The organism is Pseudomonas sp. FSL R10-1339 (assembly GCF_009600545.1).
Taxonomy (GTDB): Bacteria; Pseudomonadota; Gammaproteobacteria; order Pseudomonadales; family Pseudomonadaceae; genus Aquipseudomonas; species Aquipseudomonas bubulae.
Map to the genome: position 1 here is coordinate 164,049 of NZ_WIVQ01000001.1, position 22,661 is coordinate 186,709.

Sequence of the window (22,661 nt, forward strand, 5' to 3'; positions counted from 1 at the left end):
ATCTACCCCGCGATGCCTGCAGTGGAAATTGAAATCATCAACAAACTGGGCTTGCACGCCCGTGCATCGGCAAAGTTTGTCGGCATCGCAGGGCAGTTCCCATGTCAGATCCAGGCGGGTCGCACCCCTGAGTCGATGGTCGACGGCAAAAGCATCATGGCCATGATGATGCTGGCCGCCGGCAAGGGCACAACCATCCACATCAAGACCGAAGGTGAGAAGGATCAGGAAGCGCTGGACGCACTGGTTGCCCTGATCAATAACTACTTTGATGAAGGCGAATAAGCCTGAAGCCTTTTCGACGCAGCGGCAGGAAAACTGCCACCGTGGGAGGGAGCCTGCTCGCGAAGGTCGTTCGCGAGCAGGCTCGCTCCCACGGCAGGAATTGATCGACTAAAGAGTATCTGCAGAGATCGATTCAACCAAGCGCCGTATCCATCACCATCATCAAACAAAAGCCGACACACAGCCCCAGGCTCGCCAGCTTTTCGTGGCCATTGCGCCGCGACTCGGGGATGACTTCCTGGGTGACCACCAGCAGCATCGCCCCGGCCGCCAATGCCAGACCCAACGGCAACAGCACCTCGGCCAAGTTGACCAGCCAGGCACAGAGCACCGCAAAGACCGGCTCAACCAGACCTGATGCCGCACCAATCAGGAACGCCTTGACCCGCGACATGCCCGCCCCTGCCAATACAAGGGCAATCACCAGGCCTTCCGGCACATCCTGCAACGCAATGCCCATCGCCAGGCTATCGGCATCCGGCATGCCGCCACCCGCCGACACCCCGACCGCCATGCCTTCAGGAATGTTGTGCGCCACAATGGCAATCACAAACAACCAGATGCGCGGCGCGATGACCGGCTCGCCGGGGCGACTGACAAATACCTCCGGCCCGGCGCCCGAGACCTTGCGATCCACCAGAAACAGGCAGAATGCGCCCAGCAGGATCCCTGCACTTATAAGCCCGCTGGCGGGCCAGGGTGACAACCCCAGGCTTTGCGCTGCCGCAATGCCCGGCACAATCAGCGAAAAGGCCGTGGCCGCCAGCATCACACCGGCCCCAAAGCCCAGCAGAGTGTCACTGACCGCCACCGGCATTTTTCGAATAACCAGGACAGGCACGGCGCCTAACGCCGTGCCCAGTGCACACAACGCACCGCCCTGCAGCGCCCGCAGCAGCCGGGGCTCCAGATCCAGCCAGACCAGCCCCTTGGCAACCAACAGGGCCGTACCCGCCAACAGCAAAAGCGTACCGAAGGCATAGCGAAACATTCGAACGCCACCGACCGCTAAAATTTGCGTGCCCATAATCCGCCTGAATCCTTTCGTTGCGCTTAGCCAATCGCCGCTTGATAGCGTCGCGCCACTTCCGGCCAGTTGATCACGTTGTAAAACGCGTTGATATACTCCGGGCGGCGGTTTTGATAACGCAGGTAATACGCGTGCTCCCACACATCAAGCCCCAGGATCGGCGTATTGCCGTTCATCAGCGGGCTGTCCTGGTTGCCGCTGCTTTCGATTACCAGCGTTTTTTGCGGGGTCACGCTCAACCATGCCCAGCCACTGCCAAAACGCGTCAGCGCGGCTTTGGTAAAGTTTTCCTTGAACACCTCCAGACCACCCAACTGCTCGTCAATCGCCTTGGCCAGCGCACCTTCGGGCTTACCCCCGCCTTTAGGGCTCATGACTTCCCAGAACAACGAGTGGTTGGCATGCCCGCCACCCTGGTTGATCACTGCAGCGCGCAGCTTTTCGGGCAACTGATGAACACTGGCCACCAGTTTTTCCACCGGCCACTTGGCCCATTCGGTGCCCTCTACGGCCGCATTGAGGTTGTTGATGTAGGTCTGGTGATGCTTGGTGTAGTGAATTTCCATGGTTTGCGCATCAATATGCGGTTCAAGCGCGTCATAGGCATAAGGCAATGCAGGCAAGGTGTAAGTCATTTCAATGTGCTCCTAAGTGATGGCCGCTAACTGTCGAGAACTCATGGCTGCTCTGAGCCACATTGCTTTTGAGCAACAGGTTGGAGCGCGGGTACTCGCCGTACTCACTGATAAAATTCAAAAGCTCTACGTAGGTCTTGCTGCTCTGACGCAGCGCCGCTTCACGCAATGCTGTCGGCAGGCGCGCGTTCTGCATGGTTTGCAACAATCGCTGATGAATCGCACAGAGGTACTCCACGCTCTCCTCCGGTTGATTGAGGCGCAAATGCAGATCCGCCAGGTTGTGGTGTGAAATGACGCAGGCGGCCACTGCTTCGTCGGCATCACTCCAGCGCTCGAACAGCACCTGGGCCAGGGCCAGCGCCTGCAGATAATGCTCGCGGGCATCGACCAGTTCGCCTTCGGCGAAACAGCGGTTGGCTCTTTCGATCGTGCGTTTCCAGTGATCCATGTGAACCTCCAAAGCAGTGTCGATGGATTAAACGCCGCCGGCGGTGAGTTTCTCGGGGTCGAGAAGGACCTCAAGCTGGCTGCGTGACAAATCCGTGTATTCAAGTGCCACATCGATTACCGGGCGCCCTTGCTGGTAAGCGGTCTTGGCAATTTCGGCGGCTTTTTGATAACCGATGATCGGGTTCAGTGCCGTTACCAGGATCGGGTTGCGCGACAGCGCCTCCTTGAGCTTGGCTTCATTGACCTTGAAGCTGGCGATGGCCTTGTCAGCCAACAGGCGGCTTGAGTTGGCCATGAGTTCGATGCTGCTCAACAGGTTGTGCGCAATCACCGGCAGCATGACGTTCAGTTCGAAATTGCCGGACTGACCTGCCACGGTGATCGCCGCGTCGTTGCCGATGACCTGGGCCGCGACCATCGCCGTGGCTTCCGGAATCACCGGATTGACCTTGCCCGGCATGATCGACGAGCCCGGCTGTAACGCCTCAAGTTCGATTTCGCCCAGACCGGCCAGGGGGCCGGAGTTCATCCAGCGCAGGTCGTTGGCGATTTTCATCAGTGACACTGCCGTGGCCTTCAACTGACCAGAAACAGCCACTGCGGTGTCTTGCGAACCAATCAAGGCAAACAGGTCCTTGCCCGGCGTGAAGGCCACCCCGGTCAGCTCGCTGAGTTGCTGACTGAATAACGCAGCAAACTGCGGGTGGGCGTTAATCCCGGTGCCCACCGCGGTACCGCCCTGGGCCAGGGCTTGCAGAGCTGGCTGCAGGTTATGCAAATGCTCGATATTGGCCTTGAGCTGCTGCGCCCAGCCATTGAGCACCTGGCTCATGCGTACCGGCATCGCGTCCATCAAGTGGGTGCGCCCGGTTTTGACGTAGGCGTGAACCTCGATCGCCTTGCGCTCGATAACCTGCACCAGATGGCTCAGCGCCGGCAGCAACTGCTCGTGCAGGCCCAGTGCAGCGCTGACATGGATGGTGGTCGGGATAATGTCGTTGCTGCTTTGCCCGCAGTTGACGTGATCGTTGGGGTTCACCGGCTCGCCCAGCAGCCGCGTGGCTAGGGTTGCAATCACTTCGTTGGCATTCATGTTGGAGCTGGTGCCCGAACCGGTCTGGAAAATATCCACCGGGAAGTGCTCCATGAAATCACCGGTCAACAGGATCTGGGTGGCCTCGACAATCGCCTCGCCCTGGGCCGTGCTGATCTGCTTGAGTTCAACGTTGGCCAGGGCCGCTGCGCCCTTGGCCAGGATCAGGGCGCGAATGAATTGCGCAGGCATGCGTTGATGGCTGATGGGGAAGTTGTCGACTGCACGCTGGGTTTGCGCACCGTACAACGCGGATTCAGGCACACGCAACTCACCCATGCTGTCACGTTCGATACGAGTGTTACTCATCGGGAAATCCTTGCACCAGTTCTGTTAAAGAAATTGAAGGTTCGAGCTCGCAGGTTGCCAACTGCCAGGCAAAGCTTTGCCAGCGCTTGAGTCGGCAATTGCACAAGGCTTGGGTTTCGAGGTCGCGCAGCGGACGCCACGCGTTGTCCAGGCACAGATTGCGCCAGTGCCAAGGCAGCGCGGTGTCAGTGGCTGTATCTAGCATCAGGCGGAAGGTGGTGACCGCAATCAACCACGGGGAAGTGGCTGTACAGCCAGCAAGATAGCGGCCTTCAGCCAGGTAATGCTCGATCAGGCGCGGCTCGTCCGGCGCCAGCCCGCAGCGGATCTGGCGGCTCATCCAGCGCCAGCTTTCTAGATACGGCCCTTCACGCAACGCAGAACTCATGACCCAGGCTCGCTCGATAATGAGATTCATTATTAAGCGATATTGATTATCAAAACAAGTCTGCTAAAGGACAGGATGCACAAACACAAAAAAGGCGTATCACCGCTGCAGTGATACGCCTTGGCATGGAACCGGCCAGTCTTAGCTGCCCGCCACCATCATGCGTTCAATCAGCACCGAACCGGTGCGGATGTTGCTGCGCAGCTCCAGATCGTTGCCCACGGCCACGATCTGTTTAAACATATCGCGCATATTGCCGGCGATGGTCACTTCCTGCACCGGGAACTGGATTTCGCCATTCTCGACCCAGAAACCCGCCGCGCCACGGGAATAGTCACCGGTGACCATGTTCAGGCCGCTGCCCATTAACTCGGTGACAAACAGACCACGCCCCATTTTGCGAATCAAGGCTGCCTGGTCTTCATCACCGTGTGTCACAAAGAGGTTATGCACGCCGCCGGCGTTGGCAGTGCTCGGCATGCCCAGTTTGCGCCCCGAGTAAGTGCTCAGGATGTACGAAACCAACTCGCCGTCCTTGATAAACGGTTTGGCGTAAGTGGCCAGGCCATCATTGTCGAACGACGAGCTGCCCATGGCGCGCATCAGGTGCGGGCGCTCATCCAGGGTCAACCATTCAGGGAAAATCTGCTGCCCCATTGCATCGAGCAGGAACGACGATTTACGGTACAGGTTGCCACCCGAGATTGCCCCCAGGAAACTGCCAAACAGGCCGCCAGCCAGTTCGGCCGAGAACAGCACCGGCACCTCGCACGTCGGTACCGGGCGCGAGCCCAGTCGCCGGGCAGCGCGCTCGGCGGCGCGCTGGCCAATGCTCACGGCGTCCATCAACAACTCGCCCTGGCAATTGACGTCATACCAGTAGTCACGCTGCATCTGGCCGTCGCCTTCGGCAATCATTACGCAGCTGAGGCTGTGACGGGTCGAAGCCGAGCCGCCGATAAAACCATGGCTATTGCCGTACACGCGGCAGCCCTGATGGGTGCTGAGGGTGGTGCCATCGGCATTTTTGATCCGGCTGTCGGCCTCAAATGCAGCGGCTTCGCAGGCCAGGGCCTTTTCAATGGCCTGCTCGGGGGTGATGTCCCAGGTGTGGAACACATCAAAGTCTTTCAGTTCACGAGCCATCAGGCTGGCATCGGCCAAACCCGAGCTTTCGTCTTCCGAGGTGTGTTTGGCAATCGCCAGGGCGGCGGCGACGGTTTCGCGGATGGCATCCGGGCCGGTGGCCGAGGTGCTGGCCGAGCCTTTGCGCTGGCCTACATAGAGGGTGATGCCAAAACCCTGGTCACGGTTGAACTCTACGGTTTCAACTTCGCGCTGACGTACCGAGGTCGACAACCCCTGCTCCAGCGACACGGCGACTTCACAGGCGCTGGCACCCTGGCGCCTGGCTTCGGCGATGATTTGCTCGACCTGTTCCTGCAGTGCCGGCAAGGCCTGCGGGCCGACGCTTTGAACTGCACTCATGGTTTTCTCCACTCAAATTCTGTTTTCGGCAGGGCCGCCGAGCGACCGGGCCGGACAAGCGGCCCCCGACTGGTTATCATGGCGGCGTTTCTTTGCGGACTGCCACCATGGTTGATTCTTACGACGACGCCTTCGACGGCGAAAAAAGCAAATCGCAGGTCAAACGCGAGCTTCATGCTCTGGTTGATCTGGGCGAGCGTCTCACGACACTCAAGCCTGACTTGCTGAACAAAATGCCCCTGACTGACGCTATGCGTAAGGCTTTGGCAGATGCTCCAAAACACACGGCTCATATTGCGCGCAAGCGCCATATGATGTTCATCGGCAAACTGATGCGCGATCAACCGCTTGACGAAATTCTTGCCTTGATCGATCAAGTCGATGCCTCTTCTCGCCAGTACAACGAACGTTTTCACAACCTCGAGCGCTGGCGTGATCGCCTGATCGAGGGTGATGACGCTGTACTGGAAAAGTTTGTTGCCGAGTTCCCTGAAGCCGACCGCCAGCAAATGCGTTCGGTGATACGTCAGGCCAAACACGAGCTGGCTCATAACAAGGCACCGGCTTCAAGCCGCAAATTGTTCAAGTACATCCGTGGGTTGGACGAGACTCAACGCGGTCTGCGTTAAGCCTCGTACCCGTGAAGGTTGCCTGGCAACCTTCACGGGACCTCCCCTCAACCGCCCGTACCGCCTACAGTGATCGCGTCAATCTTCAGGGTTGGCTGGCCGACACCTACCGGCACCGACTGCCCATCCTTGCCACACGTGCCTACGCCGCTGTCCAGCGACAGATCGTTACCGACCATCGACACCTTGCTCATTGCTTCCGGCCCGTTGCCAATCAGGGTCGCGCCTTTGACTGGGCGAGTGATTTTGCCGTCTTCAATCAGATAGGCTTCGCTGGTGGAGAACACAAACTTGCCGCTGGTGATATCGACCTGACCACCACCCAGATTGGCGCAGTAGATGCCCTTTTTCACCGAAGCGATGATTTCGGCAGGATCGCTTTCGCCGCCCAGCATGTAGGTGTTGGTCATGCGCGGCATCGGCAAGTGCGCATAGGATTCGCGACGGCCGTTGCCGGTGCGCGCCACGCCCATCAGACGGGCATTGAGCTTGTCCTGCATATAGCCCTTGAGCACGCCGTTTTCAATCAGGGTGGTGCACTCGGTCGGGGTGCCTTCGTCATCCACGCTCAGCGAGCCACGGCGGCCCGCCAGGGTACCGTCATCGACGATGGTGCACAGTTTGGAAGCAACCATTTCGCCCATGCGTCCGCTGTAGGCAGAACTGCCCTTGCGGTTGAAGTCCCCTTCCAGACCGTGACCCACCGCTTCATGCAACAGTACGCCGGACCAACCCGAGCCCAGAACCACCGGCATGGTGCCTGCCGGAGCCGGTACCGCTTCGAGGTTGACCAGGGCCTGGCGCAACGCTTCACGGGCGTAACCCATGGCACGATCGTCAGTGAGGAAATAGCGGTAGTCGGTACGCCCGCCACCACCATGACCGCCGCGCTCGCGACGGCCATTCTGCTCAACGATGACGCTGACGTTGAAACGCACCAGCGGCCGGATATCTGCCGCCAGCCCGCCATCGGTGGAGGCCACCAGAATCCGCTCCCAGACCCCGGCCATGCTCACGGTGACTTGCTGGATACGCGGATCGAGGGCGCGGGTGGCGGCATCGACACGCTTGAGCAGCTCGACCTTTTCTGCGCGGCTGATGACTTCCAGCGGGTTGTCCGGGCCATACAGCTGGGCCACGTCCTGGGTGGTGAACGCCTGTACCGTGCCGTTTTGCCCGGCACGGGAGATCGAACGGGCGGCGCGGGCGGCCTGACCCAATGCGTCCAGGGTAATGGCATTGCTGTAGGCAAAGCCGGTCTTCTCGCCAGACTGGGCGCGAACACCTACACCCTGGTCGAGGTTAAAGCTGCCTTCTTTGACGATGCCGTCTTCCAGCGCCCAGGATTCGGAAATCTGGCCCTGGAAATACAGGTCTGCCGCGTCGATACCCGGCCCGGCCAGGTCGCCCAATACGCTTTGCAGGCTTTCGATGGTGACACCTCCGGGTGCCAACAGGTGTTCGCTGACTGAGGTCAACAACTCGCTCATAATCACTCCGTCTTGGCCCCTGCTTCAGCATCTTTGAGTGCTGAACCCTCGGGCCTGAAAAATCTGTTCTGTGGGAGCGGGCTTGCTCGCGATGGCATCGATGCGGGGCAACGGTTACACCCTGTCGCCTGCATCGCGAGCAAGCCCGCTCCCACTTAAATTAGATGGGCGTTGAACCGCCGATGGCTCACCACCGGCATGCGCGCCCTGATATCCGCCTGCTCAAGCGCATCGCGGCGGGCCAGCAACACTCCCTCGCCCTGCGCCTGCTCGGCCAGCACCCGCCCCCAGGGATCGATAATAGCTGCATGCCCCCAGGTTTCTCGCGGGCCCGGATGCACGCCGCCCTGGGCCGCTGCAAGGATATAGCACTGGGTTTCAATGGCGCGGGCGCGTATCAGTATCTCCCAATGGGCCGCACCCGTGACAGCGGTAAAGGCCGAGGGCGCGGTAATCAGTTCAGCGCCCGCAGTGCGCAGCTCACTGTACAGCTCCGGGAAGCGCAGGTCATAACATACGCTCAGGCCCAGCTTGCCGACCGGGGTATCCGCCACGACCACACGCCCTCCATGAGCATAGTCATCAGACTCACGGTAGCGGCCACGGTTGTCAGACACATCCACGTCAAACAAGTGCAATTTGTCGTAACGGGCCGCTTGCTCGCCCTCGGCGTTGATCAGCAATGAACAAGCATTGACCTTGGCTTCAGGCTGCCCCTCGGGCGGCAGAGGCAAAGTACCAGCCACTACCCATAACTTGAGGTCGCGGGCGGTCTGTTTCAACCAGGGCAGGATCGGGCCCTCGCCCAAGGCCTCGGCGCGGCCGATGGCGGCAGTATCGCGACGGCCCATCGCGGCAAAGTTCTCGGGCAACACGGCCAGTTGCGCACCGCCTTGGGCAGCCTCCTCCAGCAGCCGGCGCGCCTGGGCCAGATTGGCCAGGACATCGCTCTGGCTGACCATTTGAATCACTGCCAGGGTCATGCTGCGCTCCTAGTGTTTCTCGAAAGGCTTGTCGAAGGTGATTTTCGGATCGTTCCACGGGCCCTGGATGCTGTATTGCACGCTGGCGAAGCGCGACACCTGGTCACCGATCAGCTTGTTGAGCAGGAACATCGCCCCGCCCGCTGCCGGCCCGCCCACCAACAGCGCTGCAAGGGGCAGGTTATTGGTCACGGGCAAGGTCACCAGCAGCTTGGCGTCGACCCGGTCGGTGACCATGTTCAATGTACCGTTAAGTTCCAGATTGGTGGACGGCCCGGTCATCAGGATCGGCTTGCCTGTGCTGTACACGCCGCTGCGGGCATTGAGCACGCCCTTGACCCGGTCATAGCTCAGGCCCTTGCCGAACAGGTCGGAGAAGTCCAGGCGCAGACGACGGCCAATGGCGTTGAAGTTGAGCAAGCCAAAAATGCGCAGCACCTGGGCGCTGCCGTCGACTTCCACAAACTGCCCCTTGTTGAGCGAGGCGTCCAGTGTGCCGGAGAAACGCTTGAGGCCAATCCACGCTGGCGAACCGGGCCAGTTGCCATCGATGTCCACATGAAAGTTGTCGCTGGTGACGCTGGGGGCAAAGCCCCAGTTCTTCAGCACCGTGGCCAGGTTGCCGCCACCCAGGCGCCCCTGGTACCAGCTTTTGCTGTTACCCGCCACGCCTTCCCAGCCGCCCGAACCTTCAAGCAGCATGCCCTTGAGCCCCAGATTGAGACTGGTAAGGCTGATGCCACGGCTGTTGGGTCGAATGTTGAGTGACCAGGCACCAAGCAGGTCCGCCCCCTGGTAGAGCTGGCGAATAATGATGTCCAGGGCCGGTATTTTGCGCGGGTCGACCGCAGCCAGCGGGTCGGGGGCATTCTCGTCTGCCACCGTCTTGGGATCAGGCGCAGGCAGGCGAATGGTCTGCATGTTGACCACAATCGGTGCGTTGTTCGCATCCGGCAGGGTCACGGCGCCGATGGCCTGCTTGCTGTCGATTTGCAGCGCCCAGGAGGCGGCGACGCGCTTCATGACCAGGCGCACCTGATCCAATTGGGTGCCGAAGGCAATCAACTTGCCGACTTTAAAGTCCGCACTGCTGAGCAGTTGCTTGGCGCTGCCGCCGGGGTCATTGCCGGCATATCGTTCGACCAGCGCCTGCCAGGGGGCGACGTCCAGCTCCGACAGCACGCCGCGAATGCGCAGGCCCTTGGTCGTGGGCAAAACGGGTTTGCCATCGCCCAGGAACAACTCGCCACGCCCGTCTTCAAACTTGCCATTGGGGGCAGCAAAGGTCAGGTTGACCAGGTCGCCGTAGTCAAACCAGTACCGCCGCTCGGCCCCTTGCAGAGTCATGCGAAACACGCTGTTGCGGCTTTCATTGGCCGCCAGCCCGAAGGGTGCCGGCAAATCCACCACCGCGCCCTTGAGGCTGGAGCTGACGCGCAACTGGCTGTCGGCACCGTCCAGGGTCAGTTGCAACTGATAGGGCAAGTCACCGCTTACCGGGATCGGTTGGTTGAACTTGAGCCAGTCCGTGAGTTTTTTCACCCCCACCTGACCGCTGGCCACCACCCGGGTGCTGATGCGGCCAGGCTTGCCGTCGGCAAAGATCTGCGCGGTGATCGGGCGATCGAACGCCCGGGCGCTGATGCCCTTGCCGCTCAGACCCTTGGCACTGTCAAAGCGCAGGTCACCCTTGAGCTGGGTCAGTTCAAGCTCGGGTTCGCTGATTTTCAGGCGCGCCTTGTCGACATTGAAGTCCACCAGGATTTTCGGCTCCACGCCCTGTTCCAGCGGGATGTCCAGATCAACACGGCCCTTGAGCGAACCTTCACCCTGCCAGCCAGCGAACGTTTCTGCGGTACCTATCGGTGCTTCCTGAAGAATTTTCAGACCGTCCCCCAGCCCGCCCTCAAAGTCGCCATCCAGAAACAGATGGCTGACCTTGCCGGCAGGCACATGCGGGATGCTGACAGCCACGTTACGCACACGGGTGTCGAGTAGCTGACCTTTGCTGGCCATGATCCGCACACCGCTGTCTTCAATAAACACATCGCCCGACACGTTACGCACATGGGGCCAGCCAGGCTGGAACGCCAGTTCTGCGCCATGCACCTTGAAAAACAGGCTGATATTGCGCGCCGCCGCAACGGCGTCATGGCTCAGCGAACCTTGATACTGGAAAAAACCCTCTTCGACTGCGCCTTTGATAATCGCCGTGCTCAGCCATTCCGAAAGCGCCGGACTCAGTACTTCAGGCAGGTACTTGGGGGTAAAACGGCCGTCGCCATCTGTCAGGCCCACCCGCAGGTCCATGTAATCTTCCTGGGAATGGTCAAGGTGAATGCGGATCAAAAAGTCGGCCGCGATATTGCCCTCTTCCCCCAGCACTTTGATGTAGGGCGCAATCAGGGTGAAGCTGTCCTTGTTCAGGGTCCAGGTCAGCAGGGCATTGGCTTGCAGGTATTGCCAGGGCTTGGCGAAGATCGGGTCGAGGTGCAGCATGAAGTCTTTGCTGTCCAGGCGCAGTTCGCCCTTGCCCAGGTCGCCGCTGATCAGGCCACTGACATTGCGCGCCGCCGGAGCGCCGTGGGTGGCATTGAAGCCGACCTGCTCCAGATTGGCCGCAAAGCTGATTTTTTGATCGTCCGTGGCTGCTGGTCGATAATCAGCCAGCACATTGCGCAAGGTGCCGGTAACGCTCAGTTGATCGATGACTTTGGCGACGGCTTCCGGCACGGGGGCCAGTGAGTCCATCAGCGGCGTGATCGGGGTCAGGTCCAGGCGGTCGGCCTGCAGGTGCCAACGCTCCTGCTCCTTGTCGGTGGCCGCGAACTGCTGCAGTTGCAGACGGGTTTCCCAACGGGTCTTGCCCAGGTTCATGGCCAGTGAGTCGAGCACCACCCTGAAACCCTGTTTGCCGCGCTCAGCCCAGGCATGCAGCGCCAGGTTCTCGATGGTCTCGGGTTTGCGATCGGCATAGGCACCACTGAACCGGGTCGCATTCAGGCGCGCCACCGCGCTCTGTACCGAGCCCTGGCTCCAGTTGAACCAGAACTCGCCTCCAGCCTTGAGCTCGGAGACTTTCCACGGTGCGATCAGCGTGGCCGGCAGCCACTTGGCCCAATCACTTTGCGGCAGGCTCACATAGGCCTGGGCCGCACCGTCACGCCAGTGGCTGGCCTGAACCTGTGTGCTGAGGCTCAGCGCCACGGGCTGGCCATCGGGCAAGGTCAGCCGCGCATCAAGACGCTGGTCCGACGCGCCGACGTCCAGCGTCAGCCCGACATAAGTCAGGGTCAGCGGGGATTGTTTGTAGGGTTCCAGGGTCACCTGGCTGTCGAGCACCGACAACCGCGCCACACGTTGCAGCTGGTTGAGCAACTGCTCAGGGTCAAGCGGCTGGTCATCCTGCACCGGCAGCCCTTCGAGTGCCCAGTGGCCGTGTTCATCCTGGCGCAAGCTCAGTTGCAGACCATTGAGTTGCACGTGACCAATACGGATATCACGGTTCAACAGGCTGGCCCACACATCGGGCACCACCTGCACTTCATCCAGACGCAGGGCGCTGTTGCCCTCACCGACCATGACGTCGTGGGCCTTCAATACCGGCGCCATGCCGCTCCAGCTTCCTTCCAGGCTGCCAATGGTCAATGGCATGCCCAGCGCTTCGCGGGCTTTGCTCTGCACTTCAACGCGGTATTCGGCGATCAGGGGGGTCAATTCACGGCCGATACTGACGTACAACGCCGTCAGGACCAAAACCAGAGCGCACGCGCCCAGCCCCCAACGGGTCAGCGCGGCAAAAAAGCGTGTCAGACGCTCCATGTCAGGTGGCCCCTTAAATAATGATCGTAGGGGCCGGTTTCAGCCCCTTTTCGACGCTATGTGACGCTAGATACTTCAGAGCAGCACCACGTCGTATTGTTCCTGGGAGTACATGGTTTCGACCTGAAAACGAATCGTGCGACCGATAAACCCTTCCAGCTCCGCGACATTGCCTGACTCTTCGTCCAGCAAACGATCCACCACTTTCTGGTTGGCCAGCACACGATAGCCGGTCGCTTGATAAGCCCGGGCCTCTCGCAGGATCTCACGGAAGATTTCATAGCAGATGGTTTCGGGGGTTTTCAACTTTCCCCGGCCCTGGCAGCACACGCACGGCTCGCACAACACTTGCTCCAGGCTCTCGCGCGTACGTTTGCGGGTCATCTGCACCAGACCCAACTCGGTAATGCCGATGATGTTGGTCTTGGCGTGATCACGCTCCAGCTGTTTTTCCAGGGTGCGTATCACCTGGCGCTGGTGCTCTTCATCTTCCATGTCGATAAAGTCGATGATGATGATCCCGCCCAGGTTGCGCAGGCGCAGTTGCCGGGCAATCGCGGTAGCCGCTTCGAGGTTGGTCTTGAAGATGGTTTCCTCAAGGTTGCGATGCCCCACAAACGCGCCGGTGTTGACGTCGATGGTGGTCATGGCCTCAGCCGGGTCGACCACCAGATAACCGCCGGACTTGAGCGGTACCTTGCGGTCCAGGGCCTTCTGGATTTCGTCTTCAACGCCGTACAAATCGAAAATCGGCCGTTCGCCCGGGTAGTGCTCAAGGCGGTCGGCGATTTCCGGCATCAGTTCGGCAACAAATTGCGTGGTCCTCTGAAAGGTTTCCCGCGAATCGATGCGAATTTTCTCGATCTTAGGGCTGACCAGATCACGCAATGTACGCAGCGCCAGGCCCAGGTCTTCGTAGATCACCGTCGGCGCGCCAACCGTCTTGATCTGGGCACCGATCTGGTCCCACAAACGACGCAGGTAGCGAATATCCATCAGGATCTCATCCGCCCCGGCACCTTCGGCCGCCGTACGCAGGATAAACCCGCCGGCTTCCTTGATGCCTTCCTGGGCCACGCAATCACTGACCACCTGTTTAAGGCGTTCGCGCTCGGCTTCGTCTTCGATCTTCAGCGAAATGCCGACATGGGCAGTGCGCGGCATATACACCAGGTAGCGCGAGGGTATCGACAGTTGAGTCGTCAGGCGCGCACCTTTTGAACCTATCGGGTCTTTGGTGACTTGCACCACCAGGCTCTGGCCTTCATGCACAAGCGTACCGATGCTTTCAACGGCCTGGCCTTCACGCAGGGAAATTTCGGAGGCATGAATAAAAGCAGCACGATCCAGACCGATATCCACAAAGGCAGCCTGCATGCCGGGCAAAACCCTGACAATCTTGCCTTTGTAGATATTACCGACAATGCCCCGGCGCTGGGTACGTTCGACATGCACCTCTTGCAGAACACCGTTCTCTACCACTGCCACGCGCGATTCCATCGGCGTGATGTTGATCAGGATCTCTTCACTCATGGCTGGGTCTCGTTCAGGCGTCATCACAGTAGTGCCACGTCTCGTAGGTGCCGTATTCAGCGCACGGTAAGGTTTTGCCAACAGGGTATGCCGAAATGCCCGAGCAGTTCTGCGGTTTCGCACACAGGCAGGCCCACGACGGCGGAATAACTGCCATTCAGGCCCGCCACAAACACCGCAGCCAAGCCCTGAATGGCGTAGCCACCGGCTTTGTCCAGGGGTTCACCGCTGGCCCAATACAGGCTGGCTTCTTGTTTGCTGATGTTTCTAAAGCGTACCTGACTGCGTACCACTCGGGTTTCACAGCGCCCGGCGTCAATAATCGCGATCGCGGTCAACACCTCATGCTCCCGGCCAGACAGCGCCATGAGCATAGCCAAGGCGTCGGCCTCGTCGACCGGTTTACCGAGAATGTGCTCATCGAGCACCACGGCCGTGTCAGCCCCCAGTACGCAAAACGCACCGTCCGGCATGGTCGTCAGCAGTTGTTGGCGCCCGGCCTGGGCCTTTTCGCGCGCCAGGCGCTCGACATAGGCCACAGGGGATTCATTCGGGAGGGGAGTTTCGTCAATGGCTGCGCTGACCGTTTCAAACGGCACGCCGATCTGAGTCAACAACTCGCGTCGGCGCGGTGAGCCAGAGGCCAGATAAAGCGAGGTCATCAAGACATCTCCCTGTCGAGGTGCACAAACCAGGAAATGGCTCGTATCCGGTTAATTAATTTTGAAGCGTCTGCACAGCCCGCGCAGCCCGTAACTGACCCAGGGCCACAGCAGGGCACTGACCACACCCGGCAACACCAGCGCCAGCGTTGGCTGGCGATTGCCGGTCAACGCACTGAGCCACAGTTGGGCAAGCTGCGCCAGGCCGAACACAACCAGAAGCACCAGGCATTGCTGCCACATCGGGAACACCCGCAAGCGCTGCTGAAGGGACAGCACCAGAAAGGTAATCAGGGTCAGGGTCAGGGCGTTCTGCCCCAGCAACGTGCCATACAGCACATCCTCCGCCAACCCCAGGCAAAACGCGGTGACCATGCCCACTTTGTGCGGCATGTACAAGGCCCAGAAAGCCAGTAGCAATGCCAGCCAGAGCGGGCGCAGGATTTCCATGAACTGGGGCATGGGTGAAATACTGAGCAACAGGCCAATGGCAAATGTCAGCCAGATGATCCAGCCGTTACGCGAACGGGTACTCGCCATTTATTGCCTCTCCCGGGTAGTGGCCGGCACGGCGGCTGGCGGCTTGGCGGCAGGGGTTGCAGCGGGCGCAGGTTTTTTCACGGTCTTGGGCTCGGCAACAGCCGCCGGAGCTGGAGCCACAGCCGCCGGGATAACGGCCGCTGCAGGCGCAACCGGCTTGGGCACCGTCGCCGGAATGATCGGCGGCGGTTCACCGTTTTGTTCAGCCTGCTGAGCCTTGGCCGCATCGTTGGCCCGCTCTTCAGGGGTACGGCTGTCACTGAACACCAGCAGCAGGTAACGGCTGCGATTCAGGGCTGCCGTCGGCACGGCCCGCACAATGGCAAAGGGCTGACCCGAATCGTGAATCACCTCCTTTACCGTTGCCACCGGATAACCGGCCGGGAAGCGCTGCCCCAGGCCCGAGCTGACCAACAGGTCACCCACCTTGATATCCGCCGTATCGGCAACATGACGCAGTTCAAGGCTCTCGGGGTTGCCCGTACCGCTGGCAATCGCCCGCAACCCGTTACGGTTGACCTGCACTGGAATGCTATGGGTGGTATCGGTCAGCAACAGGACACGCGAGGTGTAGGGCATCAACTCAACCACCTGCCCCATCAGACCGCGGGCATCGAGTACCGGCTGGCCCAGCACAACGCCGTCACGTTCACCCTTGTTGATGATGATGCGATGAGTGAAGGGGTTGGGGTCCATGCCGATCAGCTCGGCCACTTCGACCTTTTCGTTGACCAGCGCCGAAGAGTTGAGCAACTCGCGCAGGCGAACGTTCTGCTCGGTCAAGGCCGCCAGCTTTTGCATGCGCCCCTGAAGCAGAAGGTTTTCGGTTTTGAGTTTCTCGTTTTCAGCCACCAGCTCAGTGCGGCTGCCGAACTGACTGGCCACGCCCTGCCACAAACGCTGCGGCAGATCGGTGATCCAGTAGGACTGCATCAGTACCAGGGACATCTGGCTGCGCACAGGCTTGAGTAACGTAAAGCGAGCGTCCACTACCATTAGCGCGACCGATAGCACGACCAGCACCAGAAAGCGCACGCCCAATGAGGGGCCTTTGGAAAAGAGCGGTTTAATAAGCCGCTCCTCCCGGGCAGGTGTTCAATTTATTCATACGGCTTCAAGCGGCCTGGATGAAGATTGACAGAAGATAAACGCCAAAAGGCAGCACTGCAAAGTGCTACCTTCTGATGATAACGAAAGGGCTGCACCACGCGATCTTATTCGCTGGAGAGCAGGTCCATCGTGTGTTTATCCATCATTTCCAGCGCACGGCCACCGCCACGCGCAACACAGGTCAACGGGTCTTCGGCAACAATCACCGGCAGACCGGTTTCCTGAGCCAGCAACTTGTCGAGGTCACGCAGCAAGGCGCCACCACCGGTCAGTACCAGGCCACGCTCGGCGATGTCCGAAGCCAGCTCTGGCGGAGACTGTTCCAGCGCGCTTTTCACGGCCTGAACGATGGTTGCCAGCGACTCTTGCAGAGCCTCGAGCACTTCATTGGAGTTCAGGGTGAAGGCACGTGGTACGCCCTCTGCCAGGTTACGGCCGCGTACGTCGACTTCACGTACTTCACCACCCGGGTAGGCAGTGCCGATTTCCTGCTTGATGCGCTCGGCAGTCGATTCACCGATCAGGCTGCCGTAGTTACGGCGCACATAGGTGATGATTGCTTCGTCGAAACGGTCGCCACCTACCCGTACGGATTCGGCGTAAACCACACCGTTCAGGGAGATCAGCGCGATTTCAGTGGTACCGCCACCGATATCGACAACCATCGAGCCACGAGCTTCTTCAACCGGCAGGCCTGCACCGATGGCCGCAGCCATTGGTTCTTCGATCAGGAACACTTCACGGGCACCGGCACCGAGTGCCGATTCACGAATGGCGCGACGCTCTACCTGAGTCGACTTGCAAGGCACGCAAATCAAGACTCGCGGGCTAGGTTGCAGGAAACTGTTTTCATGCACCTTGTTGATGAAGTACTGCAGCATTTTTTCGCAAACGCTGAAATCGGCGATAACGCCGTCCTTCATCGGACGAATGGCAGCAATGTTGCCCGGTGTACGGCCAAGCATGCGCTTGGCCTCGGTGCCGACAGCAACGACACTTTTCTGGTTACCGTGTGTCCGAATAGCCACAACTGATGGCTCATTCAGGACAATACCGCGCTCGCGCACGTAAATAAGGGTGTTGGCAGTGCCCAGGTCGATGGAAAGATCGCTGGAAAACATGCCACGCAGTTTCTTGAACATGGGAAAGGGACCCTAGGCAACGCGTGGGTAAAAAAGTGCGGCAAACTCTAACAACGACAGGGATTTTGGGCAAGGCGCCAATATGTTAAATTGGGCGCTTTTCTGAGCACCAACACCCACAATCGCGGCCATATGACCGTAGAAATGCGGTAGTGTTCCGACAATCTAACACACGGATAGCATCCGTCCTGTTTTCCACTGGAGAATCCCATGGCGCTAGACCGCTCCGACGTGGAAAAAATCGCACATTTGGCCCGTCTTGGCCTCAATGATGCCGATATTCCACGCACCACCGAAGCCCTTAACAGCATTTTGGGGCTGATTGATCAGATGCAGGCCGTCGACACGACCGGTATCGAGCCTCTGGCCCACCCACTGGAAGCCAGCCAGCGCCTGCGTGCAGACGTCGTGACTGAGAGCAATCATCGCGAGGCGTATCAGTCCATCGCACCGGCGGTCGAAAACGGCCTCTATCTGGTTCCGAAAGTCATCGAGTAAAGGGAAAGCGCCTGCATGCATCAATTGACTCTGGCCGAGATCGCCCGCGGACTCGCCGATAAAAAGTTTTCTTCCGAAGAGCTGACCAAGACCCTGCTGGCGCGTATCGCCCAGCTCGATCCTCAGCTCAACAGTTTTATCACCCTCACCGAAGACCTTGCCCTGGAGCAGGCCAAGGCCGCTGACGCACGCCGCGCCAACGGTGAAAGCGGTGCCCTGCTGGGCGCCCCGATCGCTCACAAGGACCTGTTCTGCACCCTGGGCGTACGCACCAGCTGCGCCTCGAAGATGCTCGACAACTTCAAGGCACCGTACGACGCCACAGTGGTAGCCAAGCTGGCCGCTGCCGGCGCCGTAAGCCTGGGCAAGACCAACATGGACGAGTTCGCCATGGGTTCGGCCAACGAATCGAGCTACTACGGCGCGGTCAAAAACCCGTGGAACCTTGACCACGTACCCGGCGGTTCGTCGGGTGGTTCGGCCGCCGCCGTTGCCGCCCGCCTGTTGCCTGCCGCGACGGGGACCGACACTGGCGGATCAATCCGACAGCCGGCAGCCCTGACCAACCTCACAGGCCTGAAACCGACGTACGGTCGCGTTTCGCGCTGGGGCATGATCGCCTACGCCTCCAGCCTCGACCAGGCCGGCCCGCTGGCTCGCACGGCCGAAGACTGCGCCATCCTGCTGCAAGGCATGGCCGGTTTCGACCCGCAAGACTCCACCAGCATTGACGAACCCGTACCGGACTTCAGCGCCAACCTCAATGGTTCGCTGAAAGGCCTGCGTATCGGCGTGCCTAAAGAGTTCTTCAGCGAAGGCCTCGACACGCGTATCGCCGAGCTGATCCACAACAGCATCAAGGAACTGGAAAAACTCGGCGCCGTGATCAAGCCGATCAGCCTGCCGAACATGCAGCACGCGATTCCTGCGTACTACGTCATCGCACCTGCCGAGGCCTCGTCCAACCTGTCGCGTTTTGACGGTGTGCGCTTCGGCCATCGCTGCGAAAACCCCAAGGACCTCACTGACCTGTACAAGCGCTCGCGCGCCGAGGGCTTTGGCCCGGAAGTACAGCGCCGGATCCTGGTGGGGGCCTACGCCCTGTCGGCGGGCTACTACGACGCTTACTACCTGCAGGCGCAAAAAATCCGTCGCCTGATCAAAAACGACTTCATGGCGGCATTCAACGAAGTCGACATCATCCTCGGCCCGACCACGCCTAACCCGGCCTGGAAAATCGGCGCTAAAAACAGCGACCCGGTTTCCGCCTACCTGGAAGACGTCTACACCATCACCGCCAACCTCGCGGGCCTGCCGGGCCTGTCGATGCCAGCCGGTTTTGTCGATGGCTTGCCAGTGGGCGTGCAGTTGCTTGCACCTTATTTCCAGGAAGGTCGCCTGCTCAACGTCGCCCACCAGTATCAGTTGAACACTGACTGGCACACGCGCTCACCTGCCGGCTTCTGAGGAGAAACATATGCAATGGGAAGTTGTGATCGGGCTGGAAATTCACTCCCAGCTCGCCACCCAATCGAAGATTTTCTCCGGTAGTGCCACCACCTTTGGTGCAGAACCGAACACCCAGGCCAGCCTGGTAGACCTGGGCATGCCCGGCGTATTGCCGGTACTGAACCAGGAGGCCGTGCGCATGGCCGTCATGTTCGGCGTGGCAGTAGATGCCGAGATCGGTCAGCACAACGTGTTTGCCCGCAAGAACTATTTCTACCCCGACCTGCCCAAGGGCTACCAGATCAGCCAGATGGAGTTGCCGATCGTCGGCAAGGGTCACCTGGACATCACTCTGGAAGACGGCACCGTCAAGCGGGTCGGCATTACCCGCGCGCACCTTGAAGAAGACGCCGGCAAAAGCCTGCACGAAGACTTCAGCGGCTCCACCGGCATCGACCTGAACCGCGCGGGCACACCGCTGCTGGAAATCGTTTCCGAACCGGACATGCGCAGCGCCAAAGAGGCCGTGGCCTACGTCAAAGCCATGCACGCCCTGGTACGTTACCTGGGTATCTGCGACGGCAACATGGCCGAAGGCTCGCTGCGTTGCGACTGCAACGTATCGGTGCGCCCGGTGGGTCAGGCCGAGTTCGGCACCCGCTGCGAGATCAAGAACGTCAACTCGTTCCGTTTTATCGAGAAGGCGATCAACAGCGAAATCCAGCGTCAGATCGAGCTGATCGAAGACGGCGGCAAGGTTATCCAGCAAACCCGCCTGTATGACCCGAACAAGGACGAAACCCGCGCCATGCGCAGCAAGGAGGAAGCCAACGACTACCGTTACTTCCCCGATCCCGACCTGCTGCCGGTGGTGATCGAAGATGCGTTTATCGAACAGGTTCGCGCCACCCTGCCAGAACTGCCACCGCAAAAGCGCGAGCGCTTCCAGTCGCAGTTCGGCCTGTCGGCCTACGACGCCAGCGTTTTGGCTTCGAGCCGCGAACAAGCTGACTACTTCGAAAAAGTCGTGAGCATCAGCGGCGACGCCAAGCTGGCGGCCAACTGGGTCATGGTTGAGCTGGGCAGCCTGCTTAACAAGCAAGGCCTGGACATCGACCAGTCACCGGTAAGCGCCGAACAGCTGGGCGGCATGCTGCAGCGCATCAAGGACAACACCATCTCCGGCAAGATTGCCAAAGTGGTGCTTGAAGCAATGGCCAATGGCGAGGGCAGCGCTGACGAGGTCATCGAAAAGCGCGGTCTCAAGCAAGTCACCGACAGCGGCGCCATTGAAAAGGTGCTGGACGAAATGCTGGCGGCCAACGCAGAGCAGGTCGAGCAATACCGTGCGGCAGATGAAGCCAAGCGCGGCAAGATGTTCGGTTTCTTTGTCGGCCAGGCGATGAAAGCGTCCAAAGGCAAAGCTAACCCGCAACAGGTCAACGAGCTGCTGAAAAGCAAACTCGAAGGCTAAGCCACTCAACTGTGGGAGCGGGCTTGCCCGCTCCCACAGATTTTTGTGGTTATTTCCCGCAACAGAAGGATTCCCCCATGAAGCAGCTACTCGGCGCCTGCGCCCTGCTCAGCTTGCTCGCCGGCTGTGCCAGCCATGACATAGACCCCCGCGGCTATGACAAAACCGGCATTGCCTCCTATTACGGCGCTCGCCACCACGGCAAGCGAACCGCCAGCGGTGAACCTTTCGACCAAAATGCCCTTACCGCTGCCCATCCCGCCCTGCCTTTCGGGACGCGGGTACTGGTCACCAACTTGAGCAACGACAAATCCGTCGTGGTACGCATCAATGACCGCGGCCCGCATACGCGCAGCCGCTTGATCGATCTTTCACGCCAGGCCGCCAGGCAGTTGGATATGCTGCGCAGTGGCACGGCTAAAGTCCGGGTCCAGGGCTTGAGCGACTAAGCGAGGGGGTCACTATTTTCGGCTTGAACGCATTATCTGCGTGGAGCGTGCTGCAACTGTTCGGCGGCCTGGTGCTGTTGATTGCAGGTGCGCAGCTGTTGGTGCGCTGCGCAGAGCACATTGCGAGCAAATTGAAGGTACGGCCACTTCTGGTCGGTTTGACCGTGGTAGCAATGGGCAGCAGCGCCCCCCAGATGACGGTCAGCCTGCAGGCCGCGCTCAATGACACCGCGGACATTGCCGTGGGCAGTGTCATTGGCAGCAATATTTTTAACATCCTCGTCACCCTCGGGCTTTCGGCGCTGATTATTCCACTGCGGGTGTCGCGACAGCTGGTGCGCCTGGACATCCCGTTGATGATTCTCGCCAGCATCATGGTGTTTGCACTGGCCCTGAACCATCAACTCGACCGCCTGGACGGCGCACTGTTGCTGGTCGGCTTGCTGGTGTACCTGTTCTTGCTGCTGCACCAATCCCGCCACAGCGGTCACCACCACCCCGGCCGCGACACCCCTCACGCTTCATGGCTACGCACACTCACGCAGATGGGCTGCGCCTTGCTCCTCCTCGGGTTTGCCGGCCACCTGCTGCTGGGCGCTGCCGTCGAGGTGGCGTCAGAGCTGGGCCTGTCCGAACGCATCATCGGCCTGACCATCATCGCCGTGAGTACCTCACTGCCCGAGCTGGCCACTTCCCTGATTGCTGCATTTCGCGGCCAGCGTGAAATTGCGGTGGGCAACGTCATTGGCAGCAACGTGTTTAACCTGCTGGGCGTATTGGGGCTCACCGCCCTGCTGGCGCCCGCGCCACTGTCGGTGTCGCCCAATGCACTGGCCTTCGACCTGCCGGTAATGCTGGGCGTCGCAGCACTGTGCCTGCCGGTGTTCTATAGCGGCTATCGGGTGACACGGGCGGAAGGCTTGCTGTTTCTCGGCTTGTATCTGGCGTATGGCCTGCACGTAGTGTCATTCACCACCGGCATGCCGCTGGCAGGCAAGCTCGAGCATCTGATGCTGTTTTACATTCTGCCGGCTTTGTTGCTGTTTCTGCTGTTCAGCACTTTGCGTGCATGGCGCCGACAACATTGAGGCGTGGTGATTACCACTTAATGCAGGAACAAAACCTACAACAAAGACAGGTACATCCTGCTGAAGTATTTAGATAACTCCCGTAAACATGGAGGATGCCGCGCGATAACA

At 59.9% G+C, this 22,661-nt stretch carries 21 protein-coding genes; 7 read left to right on the forward strand and 14 right to left on the reverse strand.

Translation table 11 applies throughout. From position 1 onward, the window contains the following. Positions 1-12 precede the first annotated feature (12 nt). Positions 13-285 (forward strand): HPr family phosphocarrier protein, encoded by a 273-nt coding sequence (locus tag GHO03_RS00840; protein ID WP_095001137.1) that lies wholly within the window; start codon positions 13-15, stop codon positions 283-285. Between the two features lie 133 nt (positions 286-418). Here the strand turns inward: GHO03_RS00840 and GHO03_RS00845 are convergent, their stop codons facing one another. From GHO03_RS00845 to pmbA, 6 genes are all read right to left on the reverse strand, one after another. Then, positions 419-1,312: a ZIP family metal transporter gene (locus GHO03_RS00845; RefSeq protein WP_095001136.1), complete on the reverse strand. Its 894-nt coding sequence runs from the start codon at positions 1,310-1,312 to the stop codon at positions 419-421. A 26-nt stretch (positions 1,313-1,338) separates the two neighbouring features. Further along, the gene (locus tag GHO03_RS00850; RefSeq protein ID WP_153326378.1) at positions 1,339-1,950 is read right to left on the reverse strand and encodes a superoxide dismutase; all 612 of its coding nucleotides are present in this window, start codon (positions 1,948-1,950) and stop codon (positions 1,339-1,341) included. A gap of 1 nt (position 1,951) precedes the next feature. Then, positions 1,952-2,401, reverse strand: coding sequence for a hypothetical protein (locus tag GHO03_RS00855; protein ID WP_095001134.1), 450 nt, complete (start codon positions 2,399-2,401; stop codon positions 1,952-1,954). 27 nt (positions 2,402-2,428) lie between these two features. Next, positions 2,429-3,805 carry an aspartate ammonia-lyase gene (locus GHO03_RS00860; protein WP_153326376.1) on the reverse strand — a complete coding sequence of 459 codons (1,377 nt, stop codon included), beginning with the start codon at positions 3,803-3,805 and terminating at the stop codon, positions 2,429-2,431. Continuing rightward, a complete protein-coding gene (locus GHO03_RS00865) occupies positions 3,798-4,193 on the reverse strand; it encodes a FagA protein (RefSeq protein ID WP_095001132.1) in 396 nt (131 codons plus the stop codon). Before GHO03_RS00865 ends, GHO03_RS00860 begins: the two co-directional genes overlap by 8 nt. Positions 4,194-4,334: 141 nt before the next feature. Beyond that, positions 4,335-5,681, reverse strand: a complete 1,347-nt coding sequence (gene pmbA, locus GHO03_RS00870) for a metalloprotease PmbA (protein WP_095018242.1) — start codon at positions 5,679-5,681, stop codon at positions 4,335-4,337. Positions 5,682-5,788: 107 nt separating this feature from the next. Here pmbA and yjgA point away from each other — a divergent pair, with 107 nt between their 5' ends. Further along, positions 5,789-6,310 (forward strand): ribosome biogenesis factor YjgA, encoded by a 522-nt coding sequence (gene yjgA, locus GHO03_RS00875; protein ID WP_016781786.1) that lies wholly within the window; start codon positions 5,789-5,791, stop codon positions 6,308-6,310. Positions 6,311-6,357: 47 nt separating this feature from the next. Here the strand turns inward: yjgA and tldD are convergent, their stop codons facing one another. The 8 genes from tldD to mreB all read right to left on the reverse strand — a co-directional run bounded on the left by tldD (position 6,358) and on the right by mreB (position 17,592). Further along, positions 6,358-7,800: a metalloprotease TldD gene (gene tldD, locus GHO03_RS00880; RefSeq protein WP_016781785.1), complete on the reverse strand. Its 1,443-nt coding sequence runs from the start codon at positions 7,798-7,800 to the stop codon at positions 6,358-6,360. Between the two features lie 155 nt (positions 7,801-7,955). Beyond that, positions 7,956-8,783, reverse strand: a complete 828-nt coding sequence (locus tag GHO03_RS00885) for a carbon-nitrogen hydrolase family protein (RefSeq protein WP_150629128.1) — start codon at positions 8,781-8,783, stop codon at positions 7,956-7,958. 9 nt (positions 8,784-8,792) lie between these two features. Next, positions 8,793-12,605: a YhdP family protein gene (locus GHO03_RS00890; protein ID WP_095001128.1), complete on the reverse strand. Its 3,813-nt coding sequence runs from the start codon at positions 12,603-12,605 to the stop codon at positions 8,793-8,795. Between the two features lie 75 nt (positions 12,606-12,680). After that, the gene (rng, locus tag GHO03_RS00895; RefSeq protein WP_095001127.1) at positions 12,681-14,138 is read right to left on the reverse strand and encodes a ribonuclease G; all 1,458 of its coding nucleotides are present in this window, start codon (positions 14,136-14,138) and stop codon (positions 12,681-12,683) included. Between the two features lie 56 nt (positions 14,139-14,194). Beyond that, on the reverse strand, positions 14,195-14,800 hold the full coding sequence (locus GHO03_RS00900; protein ID WP_150629126.1) for a nucleoside triphosphate pyrophosphatase: 606 nt from the start codon (positions 14,798-14,800) through the stop codon (positions 14,195-14,197). A 51-nt stretch (positions 14,801-14,851) separates the two neighbouring features. Then, positions 14,852-15,340 carry a rod shape-determining protein MreD gene (gene mreD, locus GHO03_RS00905; protein WP_095001125.1) on the reverse strand — a complete coding sequence of 163 codons (489 nt, stop codon included), beginning with the start codon at positions 15,338-15,340 and terminating at the stop codon, positions 14,852-14,854. After that, entirely contained in the window at positions 15,341-16,411 is a 1,071-nt protein-coding gene (gene mreC / locus GHO03_RS00910) for a rod shape-determining protein MreC (protein WP_095001124.1), read from the reverse strand. Between the two features lie 143 nt (positions 16,412-16,554). Beyond that, positions 16,555-17,592 (reverse strand): rod shape-determining protein MreB, encoded by a 1,038-nt coding sequence (mreB, locus tag GHO03_RS00915; protein WP_002555108.1) that lies wholly within the window; start codon positions 17,590-17,592, stop codon positions 16,555-16,557. A 210-nt stretch (positions 17,593-17,802) separates the two neighbouring features. Between mreB and gatC the strand changes: the two genes are divergently transcribed. The 5 genes from gatC to GHO03_RS00940 all read left to right on the forward strand — a co-directional run bounded on the left by gatC (position 17,803) and on the right by GHO03_RS00940 (position 22,550). Next, the gene (gene gatC, locus GHO03_RS00920; protein WP_016781778.1) at positions 17,803-18,090 is read left to right on the forward strand and encodes an Asp-tRNA(Asn)/Glu-tRNA(Gln) amidotransferase subunit GatC; all 288 of its coding nucleotides are present in this window, start codon (positions 17,803-17,805) and stop codon (positions 18,088-18,090) included. Positions 18,091-18,105: 15 nt separating this feature from the next. Beyond that, positions 18,106-19,557: an Asp-tRNA(Asn)/Glu-tRNA(Gln) amidotransferase subunit GatA gene (gene gatA / locus GHO03_RS00925; protein WP_095001123.1), complete on the forward strand. Its 1,452-nt coding sequence runs from the start codon at positions 18,106-18,108 to the stop codon at positions 19,555-19,557. Positions 19,558-19,567: 10 nt separating this feature from the next. Then, a complete protein-coding gene (gene gatB / locus GHO03_RS00930) occupies positions 19,568-21,013 on the forward strand; it encodes an Asp-tRNA(Asn)/Glu-tRNA(Gln) amidotransferase subunit GatB (protein ID WP_095018246.1) in 1,446 nt (481 codons plus the stop codon). A gap of 77 nt (positions 21,014-21,090) precedes the next feature. After that, positions 21,091-21,462, forward strand: coding sequence for a septal ring lytic transglycosylase RlpA family protein (locus tag GHO03_RS00935; RefSeq protein WP_095018247.1), 372 nt, complete (start codon positions 21,091-21,093; stop codon positions 21,460-21,462). Between the two features lie 47 nt (positions 21,463-21,509). Further along, positions 21,510-22,550, forward strand: coding sequence for a calcium/sodium antiporter (locus GHO03_RS00940; protein WP_169916777.1), 1,041 nt, complete (start codon positions 21,510-21,512; stop codon positions 22,548-22,550). Positions 22,551-22,661 lie beyond the last annotated feature (111 nt).